Origin of the sequence: Burkholderia sp. SRS-25 (assembly GCF_004343765.1) — a bacterium.
Taxonomy (GTDB): Bacteria; Pseudomonadota; Gammaproteobacteria; order Burkholderiales; family Burkholderiaceae; genus Burkholderia; species Burkholderia contaminans.
In genome coordinates this window covers 11,915-36,259 of the sequence record NZ_PTXM01000033.1, presented here as the reverse complement: position 1 = coordinate 36,259, position 24,345 = coordinate 11,915, and the positions used below count along the sequence as shown (strand labels likewise).

The 24,345-nt window shown below is 67.9% G+C and carries 18 protein-coding genes; 11 read left to right on the top strand and 7 right to left on the bottom strand.

Annotation, left to right across the window (positions count from 1 at the left end):
* Nucleotides 1-49: 49 nt before the first annotated feature.
* Nucleotides 50-2,494, bottom strand: coding sequence for a DUF3772 domain-containing protein (locus C5O79_RS34610; protein ID WP_039339686.1), 2,445 nt, complete (start codon nt 2,492-2,494; stop codon nt 50-52).
* Between the two features lie 450 nt (nt 2,495-2,944).
* On the opposite strand from C5O79_RS34610, the gene C5O79_RS34605 reads away from it, so the two are divergent.
* The 4 genes from C5O79_RS34605 (at nt 2,945) to C5O79_RS34585 (ending at nt 8,377) form a co-directional block, all read left to right on the top strand.
* Entirely contained in the window at nt 2,945-4,363 is a 1,419-nt protein-coding gene (locus C5O79_RS34605) for an MFS transporter (protein WP_122476837.1), read from the top strand.
* 388 nt (nt 4,364-4,751) lie between these two features.
* Complete coding sequence (locus tag C5O79_RS34595; protein ID WP_122476831.1) at nt 4,752-6,041, top strand: hypothetical protein; 1,290 nt, start codon at nt 4,752-4,754, stop codon at nt 6,039-6,041.
* A gap of 160 nt (nt 6,042-6,201) precedes the next feature.
* Complete coding sequence (locus C5O79_RS34590) at nt 6,202-7,314, top strand: porin (RefSeq protein WP_047849456.1); 1,113 nt, start codon at nt 6,202-6,204, stop codon at nt 7,312-7,314.
* Nucleotides 7,315-7,324: 10 nt separating this feature from the next.
* The gene (locus tag C5O79_RS34585) at nt 7,325-8,377 is read left to right on the top strand and encodes a nucleoside hydrolase (protein ID WP_046549749.1); all 1,053 of its coding nucleotides are present in this window, start codon (nt 7,325-7,327) and stop codon (nt 8,375-8,377) included.
* A gap of 6 nt (nt 8,378-8,383) precedes the next feature.
* On the opposite strand, the gene C5O79_RS34580 is transcribed toward C5O79_RS34585, so the two are convergent.
* Entirely contained in the window at nt 8,384-9,295 is a 912-nt protein-coding gene (locus C5O79_RS34580) for a LysR family transcriptional regulator (RefSeq protein WP_071331953.1), read from the bottom strand.
* A gap of 94 nt (nt 9,296-9,389) precedes the next feature.
* Here C5O79_RS34580 and C5O79_RS34575 point away from each other — a divergent pair, with 94 nt between their 5' ends.
* The 3 genes from C5O79_RS34575 (at nt 9,390) to C5O79_RS34565 (ending at nt 13,945) form a co-directional block, all read left to right on the top strand.
* On the top strand, nt 9,390-10,739 hold the full coding sequence (locus C5O79_RS34575) for an NCS2 family permease (RefSeq protein ID WP_131932163.1): 1,350 nt from the start codon (nt 9,390-9,392) through the stop codon (nt 10,737-10,739).
* Between the two features lie 46 nt (nt 10,740-10,785).
* Nucleotides 10,786-11,886 (top strand): adenosine deaminase, encoded by a 1,101-nt coding sequence (gene add / locus C5O79_RS34570; RefSeq protein WP_122476825.1) that lies wholly within the window; start codon nt 10,786-10,788, stop codon nt 11,884-11,886.
* Between the two features lie 151 nt (nt 11,887-12,037).
* On the top strand, nt 12,038-13,945 hold the full coding sequence (locus C5O79_RS34565) for a WG repeat-containing protein (RefSeq protein ID WP_122476823.1): 1,908 nt from the start codon (nt 12,038-12,040) through the stop codon (nt 13,943-13,945).
* Between the two features lie 46 nt (nt 13,946-13,991).
* On the opposite strand, the gene C5O79_RS34560 is transcribed toward C5O79_RS34565, so the two are convergent.
* Both C5O79_RS34560 and C5O79_RS34555 read right to left on the bottom strand, forming a co-directional pair.
* The gene (locus tag C5O79_RS34560) at nt 13,992-16,220 is read right to left on the bottom strand and encodes a transglycosylase domain-containing protein (RefSeq protein ID WP_122476820.1); all 2,229 of its coding nucleotides are present in this window, start codon (nt 16,218-16,220) and stop codon (nt 13,992-13,994) included.
* A gap of 193 nt (nt 16,221-16,413) precedes the next feature.
* Entirely contained in the window at nt 16,414-17,928 is a 1,515-nt protein-coding gene (locus tag C5O79_RS34555; RefSeq protein WP_122476818.1) for a PLP-dependent aminotransferase family protein, read from the bottom strand.
* Between the two features lie 122 nt (nt 17,929-18,050).
* On the opposite strand from C5O79_RS34555, the gene C5O79_RS34550 reads away from it, so the two are divergent.
* Nucleotides 18,051-18,689 (top strand): FMN-binding negative transcriptional regulator, encoded by a 639-nt coding sequence (locus tag C5O79_RS34550; protein ID WP_046549743.1) that lies wholly within the window; start codon nt 18,051-18,053, stop codon nt 18,687-18,689.
* 55 nt (nt 18,690-18,744) lie between these two features.
* Here the strand turns inward: C5O79_RS34550 and C5O79_RS34545 are convergent, their stop codons facing one another.
* Nucleotides 18,745-19,326, bottom strand: coding sequence for a thioredoxin family protein (locus C5O79_RS34545; protein WP_122476815.1), 582 nt, complete (start codon nt 19,324-19,326; stop codon nt 18,745-18,747).
* A gap of 221 nt (nt 19,327-19,547) precedes the next feature.
* Between C5O79_RS34545 and C5O79_RS34535 the strand changes: the two genes are divergently transcribed.
* The gene (locus C5O79_RS34535; RefSeq protein WP_122476812.1) at nt 19,548-20,288 is read left to right on the top strand and encodes a response regulator; all 741 of its coding nucleotides are present in this window, start codon (nt 19,548-19,550) and stop codon (nt 20,286-20,288) included.
* Entirely contained in the window at nt 20,285-21,607 is a 1,323-nt protein-coding gene (locus C5O79_RS34530) for an ATP-binding protein (RefSeq protein ID WP_122476810.1), read from the top strand. The genes C5O79_RS34535 and C5O79_RS34530 overlap by 4 nt, the downstream gene beginning before the upstream one ends.
* A gap of 120 nt (nt 21,608-21,727) precedes the next feature.
* Here the strand turns inward: C5O79_RS34530 and C5O79_RS34525 are convergent, their stop codons facing one another.
* Nucleotides 21,728-22,339, bottom strand: a complete 612-nt coding sequence (locus C5O79_RS34525) for an alpha/beta fold hydrolase (protein ID WP_122476807.1) — start codon at nt 22,337-22,339, stop codon at nt 21,728-21,730.
* 53 nt (nt 22,340-22,392) lie between these two features.
* On the bottom strand, nt 22,393-23,127 hold the full coding sequence (locus C5O79_RS34520; RefSeq protein ID WP_046549739.1) for a metallophosphoesterase family protein: 735 nt from the start codon (nt 23,125-23,127) through the stop codon (nt 22,393-22,395).
* An 89-nt stretch (nt 23,128-23,216) separates the two neighbouring features.
* On the opposite strand from C5O79_RS34520, the gene C5O79_RS34515 reads away from it, so the two are divergent.
* Complete coding sequence (locus tag C5O79_RS34515; protein WP_122476804.1) at nt 23,217-24,269, top strand: RNA-guided endonuclease TnpB family protein; 1,053 nt, start codon at nt 23,217-23,219, stop codon at nt 24,267-24,269.
* Nucleotides 24,270-24,345 lie beyond the last annotated feature (76 nt).

Genomic DNA, 24,345 nt, shown 5'->3' with positions numbered 1-24,345 from the left:
GCCTGCGGACAGCTCGCCTAGCGTGAATGCGCGCGGCGCGGAACGTGCATCACTGCTCCGCCGCCGGCATGTTCTGCACGACCAGCATCTGCGGGCTCGACAGCGTGATTCCTGCCGCGCGCAACTGCTTCAGGATCTCGAACAGCAAATCGCTCTTCGTCGAACCGGCGATCCGCGGGCTCGACACGTAGCCCGTCACGCTCAGCGTGATGCCGTCCGGCGTGAGCTGGCTGAACGTGACCGACGGCGCCGGCTTCTCGAGAATCGCCGCATGCGAACGATAGGCGTCGAGCAGCAGGTCGCGCACCTGCTCGGGATCGGTGTTCAGCGGGAACGTCAGCACCAGCGTCGCGACGCCTTGCGTGCTGTTGCCCATCGTCACGTTGCGCAGGTTCTGCGAGATCAATTGCGAGTTCGGCACGATCACGGTCGAGCGGTCGCTGAGCTGGATCTCGGTCGCGCGCACGTTGATGCGGCGAATGTCGCCTTCGACGCCCGCGATGCTGATCATGTCGCCCACCTTCACCGGGCGCTCGGTCAGCAGGATCAACCCCGACACGAAGTTCTTCACGATCTCCTGCAGGCCGAAACCGATACCTACCGACAACGCACTGACGATCCACGCGAGGTTGTTCCACCGGACGCCGAGCAGCCCGAGCGTCATCAGCACGAGCAGCACGTAGCCGACGTTGGTGAACAGCGTGATCAGCGACACGCGCATCCCGGTATCCATGCCGAGCGCGGGCATGAACTCGCTGTCGAGCCAGCGGCGCAGCGAGCGCAGCAGGTAGAAGCCGATCGCGAACCCGATCACGGCGTTCATGATCCGGTCGGGCATGATGTTCAGGCTCTGCAGCCGCTGGCTGCCGATCATCGCGACTGCACTGTCCATCAGGTCGCCCGGCGTCGTGCCGAAGCCGCCCGTCAGCAGCGCGATGGCCGCGATCAGCATCAGCAGGCTCGTGCCGAAGCCGGACAGGACCGTGCGGGCCTGGTCGAGGTGACGATCCTCGAGTGCGAACAGGTGCTTGATCTGCTGGCCCGTCGTCAGGCTCGACGAGAACAGGCTTTCGCTCGCGTCGCGCGTCAGCTGGATCAGGATGTAGGTGGCGCCCAGCACGATCTCGAACCACACGAGCTCATAGGTGATGAAGCGCGCGACCGTGATGTAGCCGATCAGGAGTGCGATCAGGGTCGCGATGATGGCGAGCGTGACGGCGGCATGGATCAGCCCGGCGAGCGTCGAGCGCTGCTCGGGCGCTTCGCCGGCGGCCGCGAGCGCGCTGCGCGCGCGGTTCGAGCGCAGCAGCGACGCACCGACCGTCACCGCGACGACGAGCGATACGATCCCGCGGCCGAACAGCGTGACCGACAGGCTGGTGTCGACGATCCGGTTGATCGATTCGAGCGTGCCGGACACCAGCAGCAGTGCGGCCAGGATGCCGGGAAACGGCTTCATCGCGAGCGCGACCGGATCGGCGAGTGCGGGCAGGCGCCACGACGGATGCTTCGTGCACAGCAGCGCACGGCCGAGCCCGGCGATCAGGGCACAGGTTGCGGCGAGCTTCGCGAACTGGTCCCACAGATCGTTCAGCGCCGGCGTGAGGTCGTAATGGCGCGCGACGGCGAGGTAAAAGATCTGGACGGCGATGGCGGTTGCCAGCAGCGTCGCCAGCGCGGTCGACAACGCCAGCGCGCTGCGGCGCAAACGGGTGGCCGGCAGGCGGTTCACGCAGAACCACGCGAGCCCGCGCTCGATGAGCCGGCGGCCGCCGATCCATGCCGCGAATGCGGCAACCAGCAGCAGCACCGTGATCGCCTTTTGCCCGGGCACCCACGACGAGCGCAGCATGTCGAGCATTTCCTCGTCGAAATCCCCGAGCCGCTGGGCGTCGTCCGGTGAAAGATGGAACAGCGGCAGCCAGAACTGCGCGCTGAAAATGCCGCCCGAACGGAACGCGAGCTGGTTCTTCAGCAGGCCGCGATGCAGCTTCGCGAACTGCTCGTTCAGGTTCGTGAGGCTGGCCTTCTGGTCGGCGGCCTGCTTCAGCGCTGCATCGATCTGCGTCTTGCGCGCGTTCAGCGTGGCCCGCTGCTTCGCGACGGCAGGCGTTTCCGGGGCGGCACCCTCGGCAGGCGGGGGGCCGAGCACGTCGAGCTGCCCCTGGATCTGCGCACGCTGAGGAACGAGGTCGCTCTGCAGCTTCTCGACATCGGTGCTCAGCTCCTGCGTCGAGTCGCTGAGCCCGTCCAGCTCCTTGCTGTTGGACGCGTTCGAGGTCTGCTGCTTGATGCGGTCGAGTTCGGCCTGCATCTGCTTGAGCTGCGCGACGGCGTCGTTCAGCGAGATGGCCGGGACGGGCGCGCCGACGCCGCTCGCGTTCGGGGCCGACGCGGCCGCCGGAAACGCCGACGCAGTCGCGATTGCCGCGAACTGCAGCAACGCGATCAGGGCGATCCGGCGAGCGTAGGTGGATAGTCGTTGTATGGACATGGAATGCTTACGATTTGCCGACAATTCAGGTCGCCGAAAGGCGCCCGGAAGCCGGTGGTTGGCCCGGTAGCATGTTACCGGGGTGTGGAACGCGTGGTTGTCCCGATTGCGTACCCCGTTTGTGGCGATTCCGGCGCTGCGTGCCCGCCCGAAACGGCGCACCAGGCCCGGGCGGTGGGGCCGGCGCCGCCGCAGCATGGCGACAGATTGCGGTTCTGGCGCGTTTTCAGTACCCGACAGACGGTTACGCAAGTTACACATTATCTGGCGCAAAAATGGGGTGTCCGAAGCGGTTCCGGGCCGGTGCGTGGCCGGCCCGTCGTCGCGTTCCGGATATCGGGGCCGTGTGCGCGCGCCGGACGGACGCGCCGGTACAATGCACCGATTCGCCCGACGGCGGCTCGCCGGCCGCCGGACAACAACACGACACGATCAGGAGACGCGCCCACGATGGCCTCAACGGACAGCCTTTCGCAGGCATCTGCCCAATCCTCACCCGTCGACCCCGGCTCCATCTCGGCCCGTCTCGACCGCCTGCCGCCAACCCGCACCGTCTGGAAGCTTGTCATCCTGCTGAGCCTCGGCTTCTTCTTCGAGCTCTACGACCTGCTCTATAGCGGCTACGTCGCCCCCGGCCTCGTGAAAAGCGGGATCCTGTCGGCGACGACGCACGGCCTGTTCGGCACCACGGGCGTCGCGAGCTTCATCGCCGCGCTGTTCTCCGGGCTCTTCATCGGCACGATCGCGTGCGGCTTCCTCGCCGACCGCTTCGGCCGCCGCGCGATCTTCACGTGGTCGCTGCTGTGGTACACGGCCGCCAACGTCGTGATGGCATTCCAGGACACCGCGGCCGGGCTGAACTTCTGGCGCTTCGTCGTCGGTCTCGGCCTCGGCGTCGAGATGGTGACGATCGGCACGTACATCTCCGAGCTCGTCCCGAAGCAGATCCGCGGCCGCGCATTCGCGTGCGAGCAGGCGGTCGGGTTCGTCGCGGTGCCGGTGGTCGCGTTCCTCGCGTACCTGCTCGTGCCGCATGCCCCGTTCGGCCTCGACGGCTGGCGCTGGGTCGTGCTGATCGGTGCACACGGCGCGCTCTTCGTGTGGTGGATTCGCCGCGAACTGCCGGAAAGCCCGCGCTGGCTCGCGCAGCAGGGGCGGGTCGAAGAAGCCGATCGCATTATGCGCACGCTCGAGGCGAAGGTCGAAGCCGAATTCGGGCGGCCGCTGCCGCCGCCCGCGCCCGCCGAGCCCGTACCGCCGCGCGGCAGCTTCCGCGACATGTGGGTGCAGCCGTATCGCAGCCGCACGATCATGATGACGATCTTCAACGTGTTCCAGACGGTCGGCTTCTACGGCTTCGCGAACTGGGTGCCGACGCTGCTGATCAAGCAGGGCATCACGATCACGTCGAGCCTGATGTATTCGAGCGTGATCGCGCTCGCCGCGCCGATCGGCCCGCTGATCGGCCTCGTGATCGCCGACCGCTTCGAGCGCAAGTCGGTGATCGTCGCGATGGCGGCGGCGATCGTCGTTTGCGGGCTGCTGTTCAGCCAGACGACGGTGGGCGCATTCCTGATCGTGCTCGGCATCGGCCTCACGCTCGCGAGCAACATCATGTCGTACAGCTTCCACGCGTATCAGGCCGAGCTGTTCCCGACGTCGATCCGCGCACGGGCGGTCGGCTTCGTCTATTCGTGGAGCCGCTTCTCGGCGATCTTCTCGTCATTCGTGATCGCGGCCGTGTTGAAGGGCTTCGGTACGTTCGGTGTATTCGCGTTCATTGCGGGCGCGATGGTGATCGTAATGGCCGCGATCGGATTCATGGGGCCGCGCACTAAGGGCATCGCGCTCGAATCCATCTCGAAGTAATCGGTGGTCGCGCACGCGTGTCGCGCCGTTCAGGCGGCATGCGTGCGATGCTATGGCGATTGCGTCGCGCGTACGGCGTGTGCCGCATATCTCGAATGATCCGGTATCCGAATCGATTTGAAGATGCAGTCGTGCCCTGGCGAAACACACCGCAATCTGAATCGATCTCGAACGCCCAACCAGCAAGCCTGCCACGCAATGAAAACGCGAGCGGAAACGAGTTGAAACAAAGCGTGACGAAGCGCAAAACCACGACTTTCCGCCCTGCCGATTCCTGTACGGACGCGTAAAATGAAGGGCCTGACGACTCATTAGCCGCCATCGGACCGACCGCGTTGCAACAGCGCCCGGCTCCGCCGCGAAGAGGCGTCGGCGCCGGGCGCACTCGATGCGCCGGACGTGTCGATGGCTCGCGCGGAAGATGCGCCGCTCGCAACAGCAGCATGCGGCGGCCGGATCGGCCGATGGCTTCGAACATATGATGCCTTCCAGCTTCACGCGGCGATTTGCGAAACCGCGTTGTCTTTCCCGTGCCGCCGCTGCATGTATCTGGCTTGCTGCGACACTGCCGATCTCCGTGCTGGTCGAGCGGTCTGCGTTTGCGGCGTCCGACGCATCGTCGCCCGTCGCTACTTCATCCTCATCAGTCGAATCACCCGCATCGGCAGCTTCTCGAGCGCATCCCGCGTCGGCGGCCCAGCCCGCGCCTGCCGCATCGCACACGCATCCGGAGCCTGCCAGCCCAGCATCGGGCGCATCGAGTGCATCGGGCACATCCGCAGCCTCCGCAGCTTCCGCTGTCGCACCTGCATCAGCCGCTTCCGCCACGCCCGCCAGCGAGGCCGAAGCCCCCGCACCGACACCGCCGCGCCAGCATCCGCCCCTGTCCGCCGAAGAGGCGAAAAATGCGACGGCGCGAGCGATCGACATGCGCAAGCGCTTCACGCAGGAAGTCACGCGGCGCCTGACCGTACCCGCGAGCGAACAGCGCGCGTACGGCGAGCGGCTCCAGAAGGCGCTTACCGATGCGGACCTCGGCAACCTGGCCGGCGAATACGTCGCGATGGTCGACCGCGCACCGAACGTCCAGGCGCTCTTCATCTATTTCCGCGCGACGCCAGCCAACGCATGGCTGATGATCGGTGCATCGCCGGTCGGCACCGGGCTGCCGGGCAAGTACGACCATTTCCTGACGCCGCTCGGTGTGTTCCACCACTCGCCGGACAACATGGATTTCCGCGCGGAAGGCACGACGAACGAGAACGGCATTCGCGGCTACGGGCACCGCGACATGCGCATCTACGACTTCGGCTGGGTGGACGGCGAGCGCGGCTGGGGCAAGGGCGGTGTATCGCAGATGCGCTTCCAGATGCATGCGACCGACCCCGATCGCCTCGAATCGCTGCTGGGCATCCGGCACTCGAAAGGGTGCGTGCGCATTCCCGCGTCGCTGAACACGTTTTTCGACCAGCACGGCCTGCTCGACGACGATTACCAGGCGCGCGTCGAAGCGGGCAAGTCGCTGTGGGTGCTGCGTCGCGATCGCGACATCACACCGATCGCGGGCCGCTACCTGGTCGTGATCGACAGCGCACGCAAGACGCGGCCGGCGTGGTCGCCGTTGCCGGGGCGCAAGGCGTGGTCGAAGCTGCCGAAGGGTGGCGACACGGCGGACTGACGGCCGGTGCGTCGGGCATGGGAGCGATCTGGATGAGAATAAATCCGTTTTATTGAACCATAATAAAAGCAAACTTTTATTATCCGATCCGGGTTCGTATAGTCGAGGCCAGTTTCGCGGAACCCTGCCGCGCCTGGACCACCACCGATCACACGACCCGATGAAAACTCTCTACAAGCTCGCTCCGCTCGCGATGCTCGGCGCCTTCGCGACGCATGCCTGTGCGCAAAGCAGCATCACGCTGTACGGTCTCATTTCGGCTGGTGTCGGGTTCGCGACCAACCAGGGCGGCAAGAACGCCTGGCAGGCGTTGTCCGGCACGAACCAGAACCCGCGCTGGGGGCTGAAGGGCAAGGAGGATCTCGGGCAGGGGCTGTCCGCGATCTTCCAGCTGGAGAACGGCTTCAACGTGATGACGGGCACGGCCGCGCAGAACGGCCGCGAGTTCGGTCGGATGGCCTATGTCGGCCTCGCCGACCGCACCTACGGCTCGCTGACGTTCGGCCGCCAGTACGACGCGATCCACGACTACATCGGGCCGGTGATCATCGCGAGCAACGGCGTGAACATCGGCGACAACGACAACGGCTACAACGACATCCGCGTGCAGAACTCGGTGAAGTACGTGAGCCCCGTCTACTACGGCCTGAAATTCACCGCACTGTATGGCTTCAGCAACGCGACCGGCTTCGCGAACAACAGTGCATACAGCTTCGGGCTCGGCTACGAGCAGGGCCCGCTGCGCTGGAGCGCGGTCTACGCGCAGTACAACCATCCATACAGCGCGACGAACCAGGACGGCGCGATCGCGAACGACTATGCGTCGCCGCTGCTGATCTTCAGCAAGAGCGCGATGTCGCCCGCGGCCTACGCGAGCCGGCAGCGGATCGCGGGCACGGGCGGCTTCTACACGATCGGCCGCGCGCAGTTCGCGGCGATGTTTACCGACGTGCGCTACGATTACCTCGACAACACGCACCTGCACCTGCAGAACCTCGGCGTGAACGTCGTCTACACGATGACGCCGCAGCTCTTCCTCGGCGCCGCGTATGCGTTCACGAACGGCAAGTACGACGTGATCGACAAGCGGCCGAAATGGCACCAGGTGAACCTGCAGGCCGATTACTTCCTGTCGAAACGCACCGATGTCGCGCTGACGGTGATCGCGCAGCAGGCGGCCGGCGACGCCGACCATGCGCAGATCTTCGCGTACGCCCGGTCGACCGGCACGCGCCAGATGATGGCGACGCTCGGCGTCCGGCACGTTTTCTGAGCGCACGACCATGACCCATCCGATCGCATCCCGCCGCACCTTCCTGAAACTGTCCGCCGCGCTGGCCGGCACCGCGCTGCTGCCCGAAACGGGCGCATTCGCAGCCGGCGGCGAGGCCGCGCGCCGCACGGTGATCATCGATACCGACCCGGGGCAGGACGACGCCATCGCGATCCTGTTCGCGCTGGGCGCGCAGGACCGGCTCGACGTGCGCGCGTTGACCGCCGTCGCGGGCAACGTGCCGCTCGACCTGACCGAACGCAATGCGCGGATCATCCGCGACTGGGCCGGCCGCACGAAGACGCTGCCCGTCTACGCAGGCTGCCCGCGTCCGCTCGTTCGAGACCTCGTGACGGCCGCGAACGTGCACGGCAAGACGGGGCTCGAAGGCGTCGAACTGCATGAGCCGCGGGCGCCGCTTGCCGCCGGTCACGCGGTGTCGTATCTCGTCGATGCGCTGAGCCGTGCAGCGCCGGGTAGCGTGACGCTGTGCGCGCTGGGCCCGCTGACGAACCTCGCGACCGCGTTGGTCGAAGCGCCGCAGATTCGCGGCGCGTTGCGCGAAATCGTGCTGATGGGCGGCGCGTTCTTCGAGCGCGGCAACATCACGCCGGCTGCCGAATTCAACATCTACGTCGATCCGCAGGCGGCCGAAGTCGTATTCGGCAGCGGCGTGCCGATCGTCGTGCTGCCGCGCGATGTCGCCGTGAAAGCGCCGATCACGCCGGCGCGCGTCGCGCCGTTCCGCGCGCTCGGCAACCGCTGCGGCGCGATCGTCGCGGACATCATGGATGCCGAGCTCGCGTACAACAAGAAGCGGCGCGGTGTCGAAGACGCGCCGATGTACGACCCGACCGCGGTCGGCTATCTCGTCGATCCGACGCTGTTCGGCGGGCGCAAGGTGAACGTGATGGTCGAGACGACCGGGCAGTGGACGCTCGGCGAGACCGTCGTCGACTGGAGCGGACGCAGCGGCCGTACGGCGAACGCGACGTGGATCAACGAGGTCGACGCGGACCGCTTCTACGCAGCGCTCGTCGAGCGCATCGCGAAGCTGCCCTGAAGGTAATCAGATGTGCTTCGCAATCCACTCGCGGCACGTACGCACGTGCGGGCCGCGATCGTCGCCGGCGAGCGAGATCAGCGAGATCGCACGCGTGACGCGCGGCTTGTCGACGCGCAGCGCGACGAGTTCGGGATCGTGCAGATGCATCGTGTAGAGGCTCGGCAGCACGGCGGTGGCGAGGCCGTTGCGCGCAAGCGCGTAGAGCGGCTCGGTGTATTCCATCCGGTACGTGACGTTCAGGCGCAGCTTCTCGGCGCCGCCGGTGCGATGGAGCGATTCGCTGACGCTGCCGCGCACGAACACCGCGAGCTCGCGATCGACGAGCCTGGCCCACGTGACGCTCTTCGCGCGGGCGAGCGGATCGTCATGCCGCACGACGATCACGATCTCGTCCTCGAAAAGCTGCCGGTAGCGCAGCGTGCCGTCGTCGCTGTCCGGTTCGCGCACGCCGATGCCGAGATCCGCGACGCTGTCGCGCACGGCTTCGACGAGCGCGCTGTTCGGCAGGTCGGTGAGGGTGAAGCGCAGCGTCGGGTGCGCGTCGCGCAGTGCATTGAGCGCGGGCAGCAGGCGGCCCGCGACCGACGGGATGAACGCGATGCGCACGGTCTGGATGCGTTCGCCGATGAGCCGCGTCATGTCGTCGAAGGTGCCGCGCGCCTGGTTGAGCAGGCGTTCGGCGAGCGGCAGCACGGCTTCGCCCGCGGAGGTGAGCGTGAGCCGGTGCGCGGAGCGCGCGAACAGGCGCCCGCCGAGCAGGAACTCGATCTGGCGGATCGACGCGGTGAGCGCGGGCTGCGTGAGCGACAGCGCCTGCGCGGCCTGCGTGAAGCTGCGTGCGTGGGCGAGCACGACGAAGTGCTGGACCTGCCGCAGCGTGAGCGCGGGCAGCAGCGACGAGCGGTCGGACGACATCGGGCAATAACGGTCGGGATGCGGTACGCGGCAGTATAAGACCGCGCTGCGTGAATCGGCACAGGACAATATTCGGAATCACAGGAGAACCACCATGTCAGCGACTGACACGATGCCGGCGCGCGCGCCGGCCAGCTGGCTCGAACGCCGCTTCGCGCTTGCCGCGCGCGGCACGAGCGTGCGCACGGAGGCGATCGCGGGCGTCACGTCGTTTCTCGCGGCCGCGTACCTGCTCGTCGTGATCCCGTCGCTGCTCGCGACGGGTGGGATGGAGCGCGGCGCGGCGACGACCGCGACGATCATCGTGTTCGTGCTGTTCACCACGCTGATGGGGCTCTACGCGAACCTGCCGTTCCTCGTCGGCCCCGGCATCGGCGGCTCGGTGATCATCGGCGTGACGCTCGCGACGACGGAACACGTCGGCTGGCAGACGGGCCTCGGCATCGCCTGCGTATCGGGCGTGCTGTTCTTCCTGCTGACGATCCTCGGCGCGCGCGGCGTCGTGGTTCGGCAGATTCCCGTGCAGATCAAGCTCGGGCTCGGCGCGTCGATCGGCCTGTTCGTCACGATGCTCGGGCTGCGCAACGCGGGGATGGTCGTCGCGAACGCGAAGACCAACGCGTTCGCGCTCGGCGACTTCTCGCGGCCGGGCGCGCTCGTCGCACTGATCGGCCTCGCGGTCGCGATCGTGCTGCAGGCGCGCAAGGTGCCCGGCGCGATCCTGATCGCGATCCTCGTCGCTGCCGCGGCCGGCGTGCCGCTCGGCGTCACGCACCTGCCCGCGTCGTTCGTGTCGCTGCCGCACAGCATCGCGCCGATCGCGTTCAAGCTCGACATCGGCAGCGCGTTGAGCCTCGCGGCCGCGCCGTACCTGTTCGCGTTCTTCGCGGCGGAATTCTTCTCGACGCTCGGCACCGCGCTCGCGGTCGGTGCGAAGGCGAACCTGCTCGACGAACAGGGCAACCTGCCGAACATCAACCGGCCGTTCCTCGTCGATTCGCTCGCGGCGACGCTTGGGCCCGTGTTCGGCATTCCCGCGCTGACCGCGCTGATCGAATCGGCGGCGGGCGTCGAGGCCGGCGGCCGCAGCGGGCTGTCGTCGCTGGCCGCGGCCGTGCTGTTCGCCGCGATGCTGCTGTTCGTGCCGGTCGCGCTCGCGATCCCGAAAGAGGCGACCGCGCCGGCGCTGATCCTCATCGGGCTGTCGATGTTCGCGACGATCCGCCATACGCACTTCGACGACTTCACCGATGCATTGCCCGTGATGTCGATGGTGCTGCTCACGCTGATGTCGAACAGCTTCGGCACCGGCATCGCGGGCGGCCTGCTGTGCTACGTGCTCGTCAAGCTGCTGGCGGGCCGCTGGCGCGACGTGTCGTGGGGGCTCGTCGTGCTCGCGCTGCCGCTCGGCTATTACTTCTGGACCGTCGTGAAGCCGAACTGAGAGACGGCATTCGCGACGCATCGGTACTACCAAGAAAGAGACTGCAATGAAGGGAACACCAGGCAACGTCCCGGCCGCGCGCACGGGCATCGAGATCACGCCGGCCCATCGGGCCTTCTTCCACGCGATGCCGAAGGTCGAGCTGCATTGCCACCTGCTCGGCGCGGTGAGGCACGACACGTTCGTCGCACTCGCGGAGCGCAGCGGCGCGCCGATCGAGCGCGCGGAAATCGACGCGTTCTATGCGCGCGGCGAGAAGCCGGTCGGCGTGCTGCACGTGCTGCGCGCGCTCGACCAATATCTGCTCACGCGGCCCGACGACCTGCGGCGGATCGCCTACGAGTATCTGGAGGATGCCGCCGCGTACAACGTGCGGCATGCGGAGTTCTTCTGGAATCCGACGGGTACGGTGCATGTGTCGGGTATCGCGTATGCGGATGCGCAGGCCGCGATCGTGACGGGTATTCGCGACGCCGCGCGCGACTTCGGGATCGGCGCGCGCCTGATTCCGAGCATCGACCGCGAGCAGGATCCCGACGAAGCGGTGGCGATCGTCGAATGGATGAAGGCGAACCGCGCGGACGAAGTCGCGGGGCTCGGGATCGATTATCGCGAGAACGACCGGCCGCCGGAGCTGTTCTGGAAGGCTTACCGCAATGCACGTGCGGCGGGCTTTCGCACGACCGCGCACGCGGGCGAGTTCGGGATGCCGTGGCGCAACGTCGAGACGGCCGTCGATCTGTTGCAGGTCGATCGCGTCGATCATGGTTATACGATCGTCGACAACCCGGAGCTGTGCGCCCGCTATGCGGAACGCGGGATCGTGTTCACCGTCGTCCCGACGAATTCGTACTACCTGCGCACGCTGCCGCCGGAGCAATGGGCGGAACGGCACCCGATGCGCAAGATGCCGGGCCTCGGGCTGAAGATCCATCCGAACACCGACGATCCGACGCTGCACAAGGTCAACCCGTCGGAGGCGTGGGAGCTGATGTTCAGCCATTTCGGCTTCACCGTGGCCGAGCTGAAGCAGTTCATGCTGAACGGGATCGACGGCGCGTGGGTGGACGACACGACGAAAGCTGCATGGCGTGCGGCGTGGGCGCCGGAGTTCGACGTGCTGGCGGCCACGCTCGCGGCGGGCTGAGCGCGGCTGCGTTGTAAGCCGGCCGGTGCTTCAACCGTCCGGCGATTCCCGGCGCGGGGCGCCGCATCGGCAACCGCCTTCGTCATCGTGCGCTCCTATAATGAGCGCCGACACGACAACAGCAACAATAAAGACGAGGGCAACCCTTCCAATGGGCAATCGAGCATGGCTCTATCTCCAGGCCGGTGATGGAGATGACGCGCGGACGATCGAGTTCGCGGAATCCAACAATCACTTTCCGCTGCTGTGGCGCGTCCTGCTCGCCGACGGCGGTGCGGGCGACGCGATCACCGATCAGCGCGTATTCGGCGATGCGGGCACGCCGAATCTCACCAGCGACGCGCGTGCGGCGCTAGCGCGACTCAGCCGGCTCGCGTCGTTCGTCGCCGCGTATTCGCTGCCCGGCGACGATCCGGCGCTCGCGCGCCAGTTCGATGCGGTCGTGCGTCATCTCGGCGAATCGATCGATGCGCTCGGCGATGCGCACGGCGCACCGCGGTTTTCCGCGAATCTCGACGAGTTGTCGTGGCTCGACGGCGGCGATCCGAACGACTACATCGACGAGGAACGCGATACCTGCACGCGCCTGTGGTGGCAAGTCGCGAACTGCATGGATTTCCGCGACGTGCGCGGCGTGCGCGATGCGCTCGAGATCGAGTCGCCGCGCGACTGGGCGTGGGGCTTCGGGTTCGGCGGCGTGTCGCATCACTATTTCGTTCGCCAGGAGCCGCCGCGCGGCGTGACGTTTGCCGAGATGTTCGATGCCGGCGAAGTGCACGGCAACCGGCTCGGCTACGGCACGTTCAGCTTTCGCGCACGCAACGGGCTGTGGGGCGTGCGACGTGAAACCCACGATGCGTGGCACGTGATCGTGCCGCCCGAGTGGACGAACCTGTGGACGAGCGGCGCGCGTGACGACCGGCTGCTGTGGGCCGCGCGCGACGGGAAGGTCGGCCTGCTGTTCGCCGATGGCGATATCGACCGTGACGGCGACGAGATGCGGATCGTGCGCGAGCCGTCATTCGACGCCGTGTGGGATTTCAGCGGCGACGTCGCCTGCGTGCGCGTCGACGAGCGGTTCGGGCTCGTGCGCACGGACGGCACGTGGGCGCTCGAACCGTCGCTCGACGATTTCGGCGATTTCACGGGCGGAGTCGCATCCGCGAGCCTGGACGGCCGCTGGGGCTTCGTCGACACGCACGGGGCGTGGGCGATTCCGCCTCGATTCGACGATGCGCACGAGTTCGAGAGCGGCACCGTCGCGGCGGTATCCGAAGGCGAACGGTGGGGGCTGATCGGGCGCGACGGGCAATGGCGCGCGCAGCCCGAGTGGGACGCGCTCGAATGGTCGTCCGAATGCGGCGCCTTCGTCGCGCGGCGCAACGGTCACGTCGGCCTCGTCGATGCGAAAGGCCGCGTCGTCGTCGAGCCGCATTACGCGGAAGTCGCCAGGCTGACCGACGACGAACGGACGGACATGCTGACCGAGCTCGGCGCGATCCGCCATATCGTGCGGCGCGACGACGGGCGTTGCGCGATCGTCGACGGGCAGGGCCGCGTGCTGACGCCGTTCGACTTCGTCAACATGGGGGCGCTGCCGTGGTTGCCCGATGACGAAGCCGTGCCGGGCGAGCTGTTCACGCGTTACGCGATCGGTGTCCTGCCGGGCGAGCCGGTGCAACTCGCGATCTGCGATCTCGAGACGGGCGCGACGGTCATGCAGGGGCGCTACGACGACGTGGCCGGCCTGTTCTGGGGCGCCGATCACGGCTGGCTGGCCAGTGTGGAGGATGAGGGCGGCAACGACGTGCGTGCGACGGTGCTTCGCGCGGACGGCACCGTGCTGCATCCGGCGCGTTACACGCGGATCGGCGACGATGCGCTGTTCGACGACGATCGCGCCGCCGGCGCCGGACACGCGACGCTGATGCCGTGGTTCGTCCGCCGTGTCGCGCTCGCGCAGCGCTGGAGCCTGGGCGAGCCGGTCGCCGCGTTGCGCGACGACGGCGTGCCGGTATGGCTGTACGCGGACGGGCAAGCGACGACGACGCTTCGATAGGCCGAGCCGTTGTCGTGGATGCCGGCGTGGCGCGCCGGCACTCCGGTCAGCGGAAGAACCTCAGCCAGTCGAACAGGCCCGGATGCGGCGTGCGCCGCCGCGGCGCCGGCGCGCTGCGCGGCCGGAAGTCCGGCGAGAACTGCGCGTGCGGATCGATCGCCCGCGCGCGCAGCGCCGCATCGTAGAACGTGCCGACGATCGGCAGCGCGCTGTGCGCGCCCGCGCCCCAGTAGTCGCTGCGCAGCGTCACGCTGCCGTCGTCGAAGCCGACCCACGCACCGGCCACGAGCTGCGGATGCATCAGGATGAACCAGCCGTCCGCGTTGTCCTGCGTCGTGCCCGTCTTGCCGGCGACGTCGACCCGAATTCCGTAGCGCGAACGGATGTCGGCGCCGGTGCCGCGATCGACGACGTCGCGCATCACGTCGACCAGCGTCTGCGCGGCGGGCTCAGGCAACGCACGTTCGGGCGGCGCGCTGCCGAAGGCGGCGAGCACCTTGCCGTCGCGATCCTCGATGCGCGTGATCATCTGCGGCGCGACGTAGACGCCGCGGTTCGCGATCGTGCCGTACGCGGACACCATCTCCTTCAGCGTGACGGGGCTCGTGCCGAGCGCCAGCGACGGCACCGCGTCGAGCGGGCTCTCGCGCACGCCCATCGCGCGGGCGAGCTGCGCGACCTTCGCGGCGCCCTCGTGCTGCATCACCTGCGCGGTGATGCGGTTGCGCGACAGCGCGAGCGCATCGCGCAGCGTCATCGGCTCATCGGTCGGCGGCTCGGCATCGGTCGGGCGCCAGACCGCGCGCCCGTCGATCGGAATCGCCACCGGGCGGTCGACGAACGTATCGCCCGGCCGCATGCCGTCCGCGAACGCGGCGCCATAGACGAACGGCTTGAAGGTCGAGCCGGGCTGGCGCCGCGCCTGCGACACGTGATCGAACGGCTCGCTGCCGAAATCGGGGCTGCCGACCCACGCGCGGATCGCGCCGTTGCGCGGATCGATCGCGACGAAGCCGGCCTGCACCTGCGTCTTGCGCTCGCACAGCGCGCGCACGAAATCGCGATTGGCGCCGAGCCGCTTCAGCGCCGCGACGTCGGTCAGCCCCGTGTCGCGCGCCTGCCGATAGTCGGGCGTCTGGCGGATGAAGCCGCGGAACAGGTCGTTGCGCAGCCCGCAGCCGGACGGGCCGCGCCATGCGCCGTCGGCGATCGCCTGCAGCCGTTCGGTCTGCCGCGTCAGCGCCTGCGTCGCCATGTCCTGCAGCCGCGCGTCGAGCGTCGTGCGCACGACGAGGCCGTCCGAGTAGAGGTCGAAGTTGTTGCGATCGGCCCACGCGATCAGCCATTTGCGCAACTGCACCGCGAAGTGCGGGGCGAGACCGGGCTGCCCGGACTGCGGCTCGAAGTCGACGCGCAGCGGCTGGCGTTGCAGTTTCGCGAGCTGCTGCGGCGTCAGCATGTGCATCTGCGCCATCCGGTCGAGCACGATGTTGCGTCGCTGCACCGCGCGCTCCGGGTTCAGCACCGGGTTGTAGTAGCTGTTGCCCTTCAGCATCCCGACGAGCGTCGCGCTTTCGACGATGTCGAGCTGGTCGGCCGACTTGCCGAAGTAGGTGCGCGCGGCCATTTCGACGCCGTACGCGTTGTACAGGAACGGCACGGTATTCAGGTAGGTCTCGAGAATCTCGTCCTTGCTGTACACCGACTCGATCTTGAACGCGGTGATCAGCTCCTTCACCTTGCGCGTGAGCGTCGGCGCGCGGCCGACCTCATCCGGATACAGGTTGCGCGCGAGCTGCTGCGTGATCGTCGACCCGCCCTGGCGGTCGCCCGAGAATGTGTGCAGCCCGGCTGCGATCGTGCGGCGCAAGTCGATGCCGTGATGCGTGTAGAAGCGGTGGTCCTCGGTCGCGATCAGCGCGTCGACCATGTGCGGCGAGATCTGCTTGAGCGGCACCCATTCGCGGTTGACGGGCCGGAATTCGGCGATCAACTGGCCGTCGGCCGACAGCACGCGCGCGGGGCGGTCGATGCGCGCCTTGCGGATGTCGCCGATGCTCGGCGTGAACGGGACGAACGCGAGCAGCACCAGCAGGCCCAGCACCGGGATCGCGGCGAGCGTCAGCGCGACGCCGCGGCGCGTCGGATGACGCAGGCGATGCAGCGCGCCGGCGCCCAGCGCGCGGAAGCGCGCGCCGCAGGCGGCGGCGAACGGTACGACGCGGGCACGGCAACGGAGCCACGCGTCTCGGAGAAGCGGCACGAAGCGATTCAAGGCGGCAGGAGCGCGGATGGAAGAGGCGCGATCCTAGCAAACGGAACACGTGCGACGCCCGCCAAAACGGCCGTTTGCTTGCAGGATTTACAGACGATTACGTTTGTTGCCCGCCGACAACCTTTTACGGCGCAGCCCGATGCGATTCTTCCGACGAATCGTGGCCGGCCCGCCAGCGTTCGACGCCGTCCGGTCAGCGCGGCAAGGCGTCGTCGGCAGCCATTGCGACCACATCCGCCAGCCGCTGCGCGGCCGCTTCCATCTGCGCGCGGCCGAACCCGCCGAAGCCCAGCACGAGCCCCGGGCGGGCCGTGCCCGGCGCGAACATCGGCGACACGGCACGCACCGCGACGCCGGCTTGCGCGGCGCGCTCCACTACGTCGAGATCGTCGATTCCTTCCGCGAGCCACAGCACGACGTGCATCCCCTGGTCGCCCGGCTGCACCCACGCGCGCTCGCGCGGCAGCCGCGCACCGAGCGTGTCGATCAGCAGCGTGCGCTGTTCCGCATACACGCCGCGCACGCGGCGGATGTGGCGGTCGAGGTGGCCTTCCGCAATGAATGCGGCCAACACGTGCTGGTCGGCGGTCGGTGCGTGGCGATCCATCAGCACGCGGGCGCCGCAGAACGCGGGCACGAGATCGTCGGGCGCGATCACATAGCCGAGCCGCAGCGACGGAAACAGGATCTTGCTGAACGTGCCGAGGTAGATCACGCGGTCGGGGTCGAGCCCCTGCAGCGACGGGAACGGATGGCCTTCGTAGCGCAGCTCGCTGTCGTAATCGTCCTCGACCACCCACGCGCGCTGCCCACGTGCCCATGCGAGCAGCGCATTGCGCCGCGCCATGCTGAGCGGCATGCCGAGCGGATACTGGTGCGACGGCGTGACGAATGCGACCCGCGCATGCGGCGCGAGACGGATGCCGGCGTCGACGTCGAGGCCGTCGGCGTCGACCGGCACCCGCACCATCGCGTCGCGCTGCCCGGTGCTGTCGAGCAGCGCGGTGATGCCGCGATAGGCCGGATTCTCGACCCATGCCTGATCGCCCGCGCCGAGGAGCACCTGGCTCGCGAGATGCAGCCCCTGCTGTGTGCCGCTCGTGATCACGACCTGGTCGGCATGGCAGCGCACCGAGCGCGAGCGGCGCACGTAGTCGGCGATCGCTTCGCGCAGCGGCAGCGCGCCTTGCGGATCGGCATAGCCGGACGGCGCGCCGGCGCCGCGTGCGCGCAGGCGGTTGCCGAGCCGGCGCCAGATGTCGTCGGGCGCGGTGAGGCCGATCGGCACCGAGATCGCGAACGGCATGGCCGGCAGCGGGCGGAATTCGCCGGCGATCCTCGCGAAGGTGGCGGCCGGCTCGGGCAGGCCTGTATGCGCCGGCGGGTGGCGCCGCGCAGGCGGTTCGGGAGCGTCGACGGGCGGCGGCCCGGCGAGCGCGAGCGCATTTGCGACGCGCGTGCCCGCGCCGCCGCGCGATTCGAGAAAGCCTTCGGCGACGAGCTGCGCATACGCATCGACGACAGTGCCGCGCGCCACCTGCAGCGACGTGGCGAGCCGCCGCGTGGACGGCAGCACGTCGCCCGGATGGACGTCGCCGCGCCGCACGGCGTCGCGCAGCGCCTGCGCGAGCTGGCGGCTCAGGTCGCCGGCCGCGCGATCGAGCGCGCCGAGCGACGGGATATCGGCGTTCCGGGCCGTTCTTGCCATGATTCTGGTCTGCTGAAATTGTTCCAAACCGGCTCTACAGCATAAACCAGTTTGACGCCACAATCGGCGCATGACGGGCCAGCGCCCGATCCGTTCCCACCCCGCACGACCGTGGAGCCGACATGTACGTCCCCGCCGATTTCAACGAACCCAACCCCGACGCGCTGCGCGAGCTGATCGTGCAGCATCCGTTCGGCAGCCTGATCACGCACGGCACCAGCGGGCTCGACGCGAACCACATCCCGTTCGAACTGCTACCCGGCGACGGCGGCCTCGGCGAACTGCATGCGCACGTCTCGCGCGCGAATCCGGTCTGGCAGGACGTTGCGAACGGCGACGAGGTGCTCGTGATCTTCCGCGCGGGCGACGCGTATATCTCGCCGACCTGGTATCCGAGCAAGCATGTCGCGCACCGGCAGGTGCCGACGTGGAACTACGTGGTCGTGCATGCGCACGGCCGCATCACGGTGCGCGACGACGCGAAATTCGTGCGCGGCGTGGTCGCCCGGCTGACGCGCACGCACGAGGCGTCGCAGCCGGTGCCGTGGAAAATGGGCGACGCGCCGGCGGATTATCTCGACGCGATGCTGCAGGCGATCGTCGGGCTGCAGATCGAGATCACGCGGCTCGTCGGCAAACGCAAGCTCGGGCAGAACAAGGACGCGGCCGATATCCGCGGCGCGGGCGACGCGCTGGTCGCGAACGGCAACCTCGCGATCGGGGAAGCGATGATCGCGGCGGCCGACGCGAAGCGCGGGTGAGCGCCCGTGACGGGCAGGCATGGGCGGGCAAGCGCCACGCCCGCGCACCGGCCCGTCACTGCGTGCGCGTCGCGCCCTTCGCGCCTTCACCGGCCTGCGCGAGCGCGCTGCGAATCGCGGCTTCGGTCTTGTCGTACCCGCCTTCGCCATAGCGCGTATAGACGACCTTCCCGTTCGCGTCGATCAGGTACAGCGCGGGCCAGTACTCGTTGCCGTACGCGCGCCACGTGTCGTAGCGGTTGTCCTGCGCGACCGGATAGCGGATATCGAAGCGCTTGATCGCATCGGCGACGTTCTTCGCGTCGCGCTCGAACGGATACTCGGGCGTATGCACGCCGACCACGACGAGCCCCTGGTCGCGATACTTCCGGTCCCACTCCTTCACGTACGGAATCGTATGAATGCAGTTGATGCACGAGTACGTCCAGAAATCGACGAGCACGACCTTGCCGCGCAACTGGCCGAGCGTCAGCGGCGGGCTGTTGTGCCAGCGGTCGATGCCCGTGAAATCGGGCGCGGCCGTGCCGGCCTGCGAAGTCGGCATGCCCGCGTCGTCGCGGGTGCCCGCGAAGGCGGCGAGCCCGGCTGTGGCGGCAAGGGCGATGACGAGGGCGGCGATCTTGAGTCGGGGCAGCATGGCGTTCTCCTGAACGGGAGGCCGCCGCGCGGTGGCGGCGGCCGGACGGGTTTCGACAGGCCCCATTAGGCGGCGCCGACGTATCTGCGATGTGTCCGGCGGGCCACGCGTGTGCAATGTTGTGTGTCGTCACGGCGGCGCGATACATTGGGATACAAACACCCGCCCGCCGTGCGGTATAAAAGCGGACATCACCTGCCCGAATACCTCGACACCGACTCATGGACAAGATCGACCACGTGCTGATCGTCGACGACGACCGCGCGATCCGCGAACTGATCGCGGATTACCTGGAGAAGAACGGCATGCGCGTCTCGCTGGCCGCGAATGGCCGCGAGATGCGCAACGTGCTGGACGACGGCGCGCCCGACCTGATCGTGCTCGACCTGATGATGCCGGGCGAGGACGGCCTCACGCTGTGCCGCGACCTGCGTGCCGGCAAGTTCCGCACGGTGCCCGTGCTGATGCTGACCGCGCGCGGCGAGGAAACCGACCGCATCATCGGCCTCGAGATGGGCGCGGACGATTACCTGGCCAAGCCGTTCGCGGTGCGCGAGCTGCTCGCGCGGATCCGCTCGGTGCTGCGCCGCGCGCGCATGCTGCCGCCCGGCATGCAGGTGACGGAAACCGCGGAGATGCTCGCGTTCGGCGAATGGCGGCTCGACACGACCGGGCGCCACCTGCTCGATGTGGAAGGCACGCTGGTCGCGTTGAGCGGCGCCGAATACCGGCTGCTGCGCGTATTCCTCGACAACCCGCAGCGCGTGCTGACGCGCGACCAGCTGCTCAATCTCACGCAGGGTCGGCAATCCGATCCGTTCGACCGGTCGATCGACCTGCTTGTGAGCCGGCTGCGCCAGCGCCTGCGCGACGGTGCGCGCGAGCCGCGCTACATCAAGACGCTGCGCAACGAGGGCTATGTGTTCTCGTCGGCCGTGACTGCCGTCGACGGTACGCAATGAGCGCGCGCATGCCGTGGCACTGGCCGCGCTCGCTGTTCGCGCGGCTCGCGCTGATCCTGTGCGTGGGCCTCGCGCTCGCGCAGACGCTTTCGTTCTGGCTCACCGTGACCGAGCGCGACCAGGCGACCACCAACCTGATGATGGGCTACATCGAGCGCGAGGTCGCGAGCTCGGTCGCGCTGCTCGACCACCTGCCGCCGGCCGAGCGGGCCGCATGGCTGCCGCGCCTCGCGCGGCGCAGCTATACGTTCATCCTCGGGCCCGGCGAGACCGGCACGCCGCCGGAAGCGCGGCTGTCGGCGCGCGTCGAGCGCTCGATCTCCGACGGCATCGGCGGCGACTACCCGCTGACCGCGAACGCGATTCCCGGCGACCGCGAACATCTGCAGGTGCATCTGCGCCTGACCGACGGTTCGCCGCTGACGATCGACATCCATCCGATGTCGACGGTGCCGCTGTCGGGCTGGCTGCCGGTCGTGCTCGCGCTGCAGCTCGCGGTGCTGGCCGCATGCTGCTGGCTCGCGGTACGGCTCGCGACCCGGCCGCTCAAGCAGCTCGCGCAGGCCGCCGATGCGCTCGGCCCCGACCTGAAGGGCGAGCGGCTGAACGAGGGCGGGCCGTCGGAAGTCGCGCGCGCCGCCCGGGCGTTCAACGCGATGCAGGATCGCATCGCGCAGTACATGGCCGAACGCATGCAGATCCTCGCGTCGATCTCGCATGACCTGCAGACGCCGATCACGCGGATGCGCTTGCGCGCCGACATGATGGAGGACGACGCGCAGGGCGCGAAGCTGCGCCAGGACCTGCTCGAGATGGAGCATCTGGTGAAGGAGGGCGTCGCGTATGCGCGGACGCTGCACGGCAACGAGGAAGCCGCGCGCCGTATCGATCTCGACGCGCTGCTCGACAGCATCGTGTGCGACTACACGGATGCCGGGCAGGACGTCGCGCTGCACAGCCGCGCGCCGCTCGCGCTCGTCACGCGGCCGAAGGCGCTGCGCCGCATCGTCGGCAACCTCGTCGACAACGCGCTGAAGTTCGCGGGCGCGGCCGAGATCGACGTGCACGCCGCACCGGACGGCGGCGCGGTGATCGCCGTGCTCGATCGCGGGCCCGGCATTCCGGACGATCAGCTCGACGCGGTGTTCGAGCCGTTCCGGCGCGTGGAGACGTCGCGCAACCGCGAGACGGGCGGCACGGGGCTCGGCCTCGCGATCGCGCGGCAGCTCGCGCTTGCGATGGGCGGCACGCTCACGCTGACCAACCGGACGGACGGCGGCGGGCTCGAGGCGCGGCTGACGCTGAGGAATGCGGGGTGACGGGATGCGGTGCGTGGGCGGCGCGGTTTCGGGTTCGTGGTGAAGCCGAAGCTGACGTTGAAGCCGAAGCCGAAGCCGAAGCCGAAGCCGAAGCCGAAGCCGAAACCGAAGCGCTCGACGTCACCCGCGCTGCAGATGCGCATCGACGAGCGGCGCGAGCGTCGCCGCATGCACGGCCGCGAGATCGTGCCGGCCGCCCGGCACGACGTGCAACTGCGCGTCGGGCAACCGTTCGAGCAGGCGCCGGCCGGCCGCGACGGGGCTGATCGGATCGTCGTCGCCCCACAGCAGCAGCGTCGGCTGCGCGATGCGGCCGATCTCCTGCGACAGGTCGGCACGGAACGTCATGAACCAGTCGGGAAGCTGCGGGTTGGCTTCCGCGAAACCGGTGCGCCAGTCCTGCGCGCCGAGCCTGGCCATGTCGAGTCCGCCGGACGTGACCGTCAGCACGAGATGCGTGATCAGTTCGGGCTTGTCGAGCGCCGCGCGCATCGCGATCACGCCGCCCATCGATTGCGCGATCACGGCGGTCGGCTGGTCGATCGTTTCCAGAACATGACGCACGAGGCTGTCGAAATTGTCGACGGCCGGATCGCGCGGGGTGTCTCCAAAGCCCGGATAGCCGACGATCCGGCGCTCGGCCGGATGCTCGAGAAGGCCGGCGAGCGGTTGCCAGAAGGCGGTGCTGCCCGATGCGCCGGGCAGGAAGAGCAGTTGCGACGGAACAGGCATGACGGTGCGGTTTTCCGGTGAATGAAGTGAATCGGGATGGCGCGGCGCGCGTGTCAGCACCGGCCGGTGCGCAGCGCGACGGTCCAGTCGTCTCGCCCGCGCGATGCCGCGGTGGCGGCCGCCGTGTGCCAGTCGTATTCGACCGCGTGGAATTCGACGTTCCAGCCGGCGGCCGTGCGCGACACCATCGCGTAGCGCGCATGCGGCGAGCCCGTCTCGATGCGGTGCGGATGCGGCAGGTCGTCGGTGTATGCCTGCAGCCCGACGCTGCCCGGGTTGACGATCAGCCGGCCGTCGTCGAGCTTGGCGGTGCGCGGGATGTGCGTGTGGCCGCACAGTATCAGCGATGCAGGTTCGTCGCCCGCGCGCCGCGCGATTTCATCGGGCGTGGCCGCGCGGCAGCCGTCGGGCGTGACCGTTTCGAGGAAATACACGAGGTCGCTGTCGGGCGTGCCATGCACCATCAGCACGTCGTCGCCGAGCGTCATGCGTTCGGGCAGCGCGGCGATCCATGCCAGATGATCGGCGCGCAGCGTGTCGTGCGCCCAGCGATCCGACAGCCGCATCGATTCGCGATCGCCGGTGAGTAACTGACGTTCGTGATTGCCCTTGATGGTCGGCAGGTCGAGCGCGATCAGGCGGTCGGCCGTCTCGGCCGGATGGAGCGCGCCGGACAGGATGTCGCCGAGATTGACGATCACGTCGGCGCCGCGGCGGCGGACGTCGTCGAGCACCGCGTCGAGCGCGGCGAGGTTGCCGTGGATGTCGGACAGCGCGGCGATTTTCATCAGTTGCTCCGAGAAACCCCGTCCTTCAGGACGGGGAGGAAAGGATTGCTGTTGACAGGCAGCTTCTTCGACGGGTTAGGATCACCGGCATGATCCTTGTCTATCGCTACCGGGTGAAATCGCTCAACGGACTGCTTAACAAGCAGAGCCGCGCGGTGAACTACGTCTGGAACTTCTGCAATGACACGCAGAAGCACGCGCTCAAGTGGGGCAAGAAGTGGCCGACGGGTTTTGACCTGAACGTGCTGACGACCGGCAGCAGCAAGGAACTCGGTATTCACTCCGGCACGGTCAACGCGACGTGCGAGCAATATGCGAAGTCGCGCAGCCAACACCGACGCCCTTACCTGCGCTATCGCGGCAGAAAATCGCTGGGCTGGGTGCCGCTGAAGGGCCGTGACCTGAAGCGCGAGGGTGACGCGTTCCGTTTCGCTGGCAACACGTTTCGCGTGTTCAACAGCCGCCCACTTCCCGAAGGCAAGATCAAGGACGGGACCAACTTTGCGCAGGATGCACGCGGCAACTGGTTTCTGAACATCGTGATCGAGATGCCGGATGTTCCGGCCAGACCTATCCGTTCCGGCGTCGGCATCGATCTCGGCCTGAAAGACTTCGCTACACTTTCGACCGGCGAGAGACTGCCTAACGATCGGTTCGGTCGATGCGCGGCCGAGAAGCTGGCGAAAGCGCAACGGGCACGAAAGCACAAGCGGCATATCGCGAAGCTGCACGCCAAGGTGGCGAATGCCCGTGCCGATTTCCAGCATAAACTCGCGCTCGATCTGGTGCGGCGCTTCGATTACATCGCGGTCGGCAACGTGTCGCCTGTCAAACTCGCCAGAATCAGGATGGCGAAGAGCGTCTACGACGCGTCCTGGTCGTCCTTCCGAAACAAGCTCCGCTACAAAGCGATCGTGCACGGGGCCACGTTCGAGGAAGTCGACGAAAGCGGTTCTACCCAGTCCTGTTCGGCGTGCGGGTCGAAAGACAGCACGACGCGGCCGAAAGGTATCGCGGGATTGAGAATAAGAGAGTGGGCCTGCAGTGACTGTGGTGTCGAGCATGATCGTGATATCAACGCTGCGCTGAACATTCTCCGATGCGGACGTGCATCGCCAGGTGTGGGAATCCTCTCCCTTTAGGGAGCGGAGGACGTCAAGGCGGATCGTCGGGGAAGGGAACGGCGATTGTCGCCAATTCGGCGCAGGCCGTCCAATG

What these genes read in the sequence shown, in the direction of transcription:
- C5O79_RS34580 (WP_071331953.1), bottom strand. Translation starts at nt 9,295, where the DNA reads ATGTCGTCCGACCGCTCGTCGCTGCTGCCCGCGCTCACGCTGCGGCAG.
- C5O79_RS34545 (WP_122476815.1), bottom strand. Translation starts at nt 19,326, where the DNA reads ATGCTGCCCCGACTCAAGATCGCCGCCCTCGTCATCGCCCTTGCCGCC.
- C5O79_RS34535 (WP_122476812.1), top strand. Translation starts at nt 19,548, where the DNA reads ATGGACAAGATCGACCACGTGCTGATCGTCGACGACGACCGCGCGATC.
- C5O79_RS34565 (WP_122476823.1), top strand. Translation starts at nt 12,038, where the DNA reads ATGGGCAATCGAGCATGGCTCTATCTCCAGGCCGGTGATGGAGATGAC.
- C5O79_RS34595 (WP_122476831.1), top strand. Translation starts at nt 4,752, where the DNA reads ATGCGCCGGACGTGTCGATGGCTCGCGCGGAAGATGCGCCGCTCGCAA.
- C5O79_RS34575 (WP_131932163.1), top strand. Translation starts at nt 9,390, where the DNA reads ATGTCAGCGACTGACACGATGCCGGCGCGCGCGCCGGCCAGCTGGCTC.
- C5O79_RS34550 (WP_046549743.1), top strand. Translation starts at nt 18,051, where the DNA reads ATGTACGTCCCCGCCGATTTCAACGAACCCAACCCCGACGCGCTGCGC.
- C5O79_RS34610 (WP_039339686.1), bottom strand. Translation starts at nt 2,494, where the DNA reads ATGTCCATACAACGACTATCCACCTACGCTCGCCGGATCGCCCTGATC.
- C5O79_RS34515 (WP_122476804.1), top strand. Translation starts at nt 23,217, where the DNA reads ATGATCCTTGTCTATCGCTACCGGGTGAAATCGCTCAACGGACTGCTT.
- C5O79_RS34555 (WP_122476818.1), bottom strand. Translation starts at nt 17,928, where the DNA reads ATGGCAAGAACGGCCCGGAACGCCGATATCCCGTCGCTCGGCGCGCTC.
- C5O79_RS34520 (WP_046549739.1), bottom strand. Translation starts at nt 23,127, where the DNA reads ATGAAAATCGCCGCGCTGTCCGACATCCACGGCAACCTCGCCGCGCTC.
- C5O79_RS34605 (WP_122476837.1), top strand. Translation starts at nt 2,945, where the DNA reads ATGGCCTCAACGGACAGCCTTTCGCAGGCATCTGCCCAATCCTCACCC.
- C5O79_RS34590 (WP_047849456.1), top strand. Translation starts at nt 6,202, where the DNA reads ATGAAAACTCTCTACAAGCTCGCTCCGCTCGCGATGCTCGGCGCCTTC.
- C5O79_RS34585 (WP_046549749.1), top strand. Translation starts at nt 7,325, where the DNA reads ATGACCCATCCGATCGCATCCCGCCGCACCTTCCTGAAACTGTCCGCC.
- C5O79_RS34530 (WP_122476810.1), top strand. Translation starts at nt 20,285, where the DNA reads ATGAGCGCGCGCATGCCGTGGCACTGGCCGCGCTCGCTGTTCGCGCGG.
- C5O79_RS34525 (WP_122476807.1), bottom strand. Translation starts at nt 22,339, where the DNA reads ATGCCTGTTCCGTCGCAACTGCTCTTCCTGCCCGGCGCATCGGGCAGC.
- add (WP_122476825.1), top strand. Translation starts at nt 10,786, where the DNA reads ATGAAGGGAACACCAGGCAACGTCCCGGCCGCGCGCACGGGCATCGAG.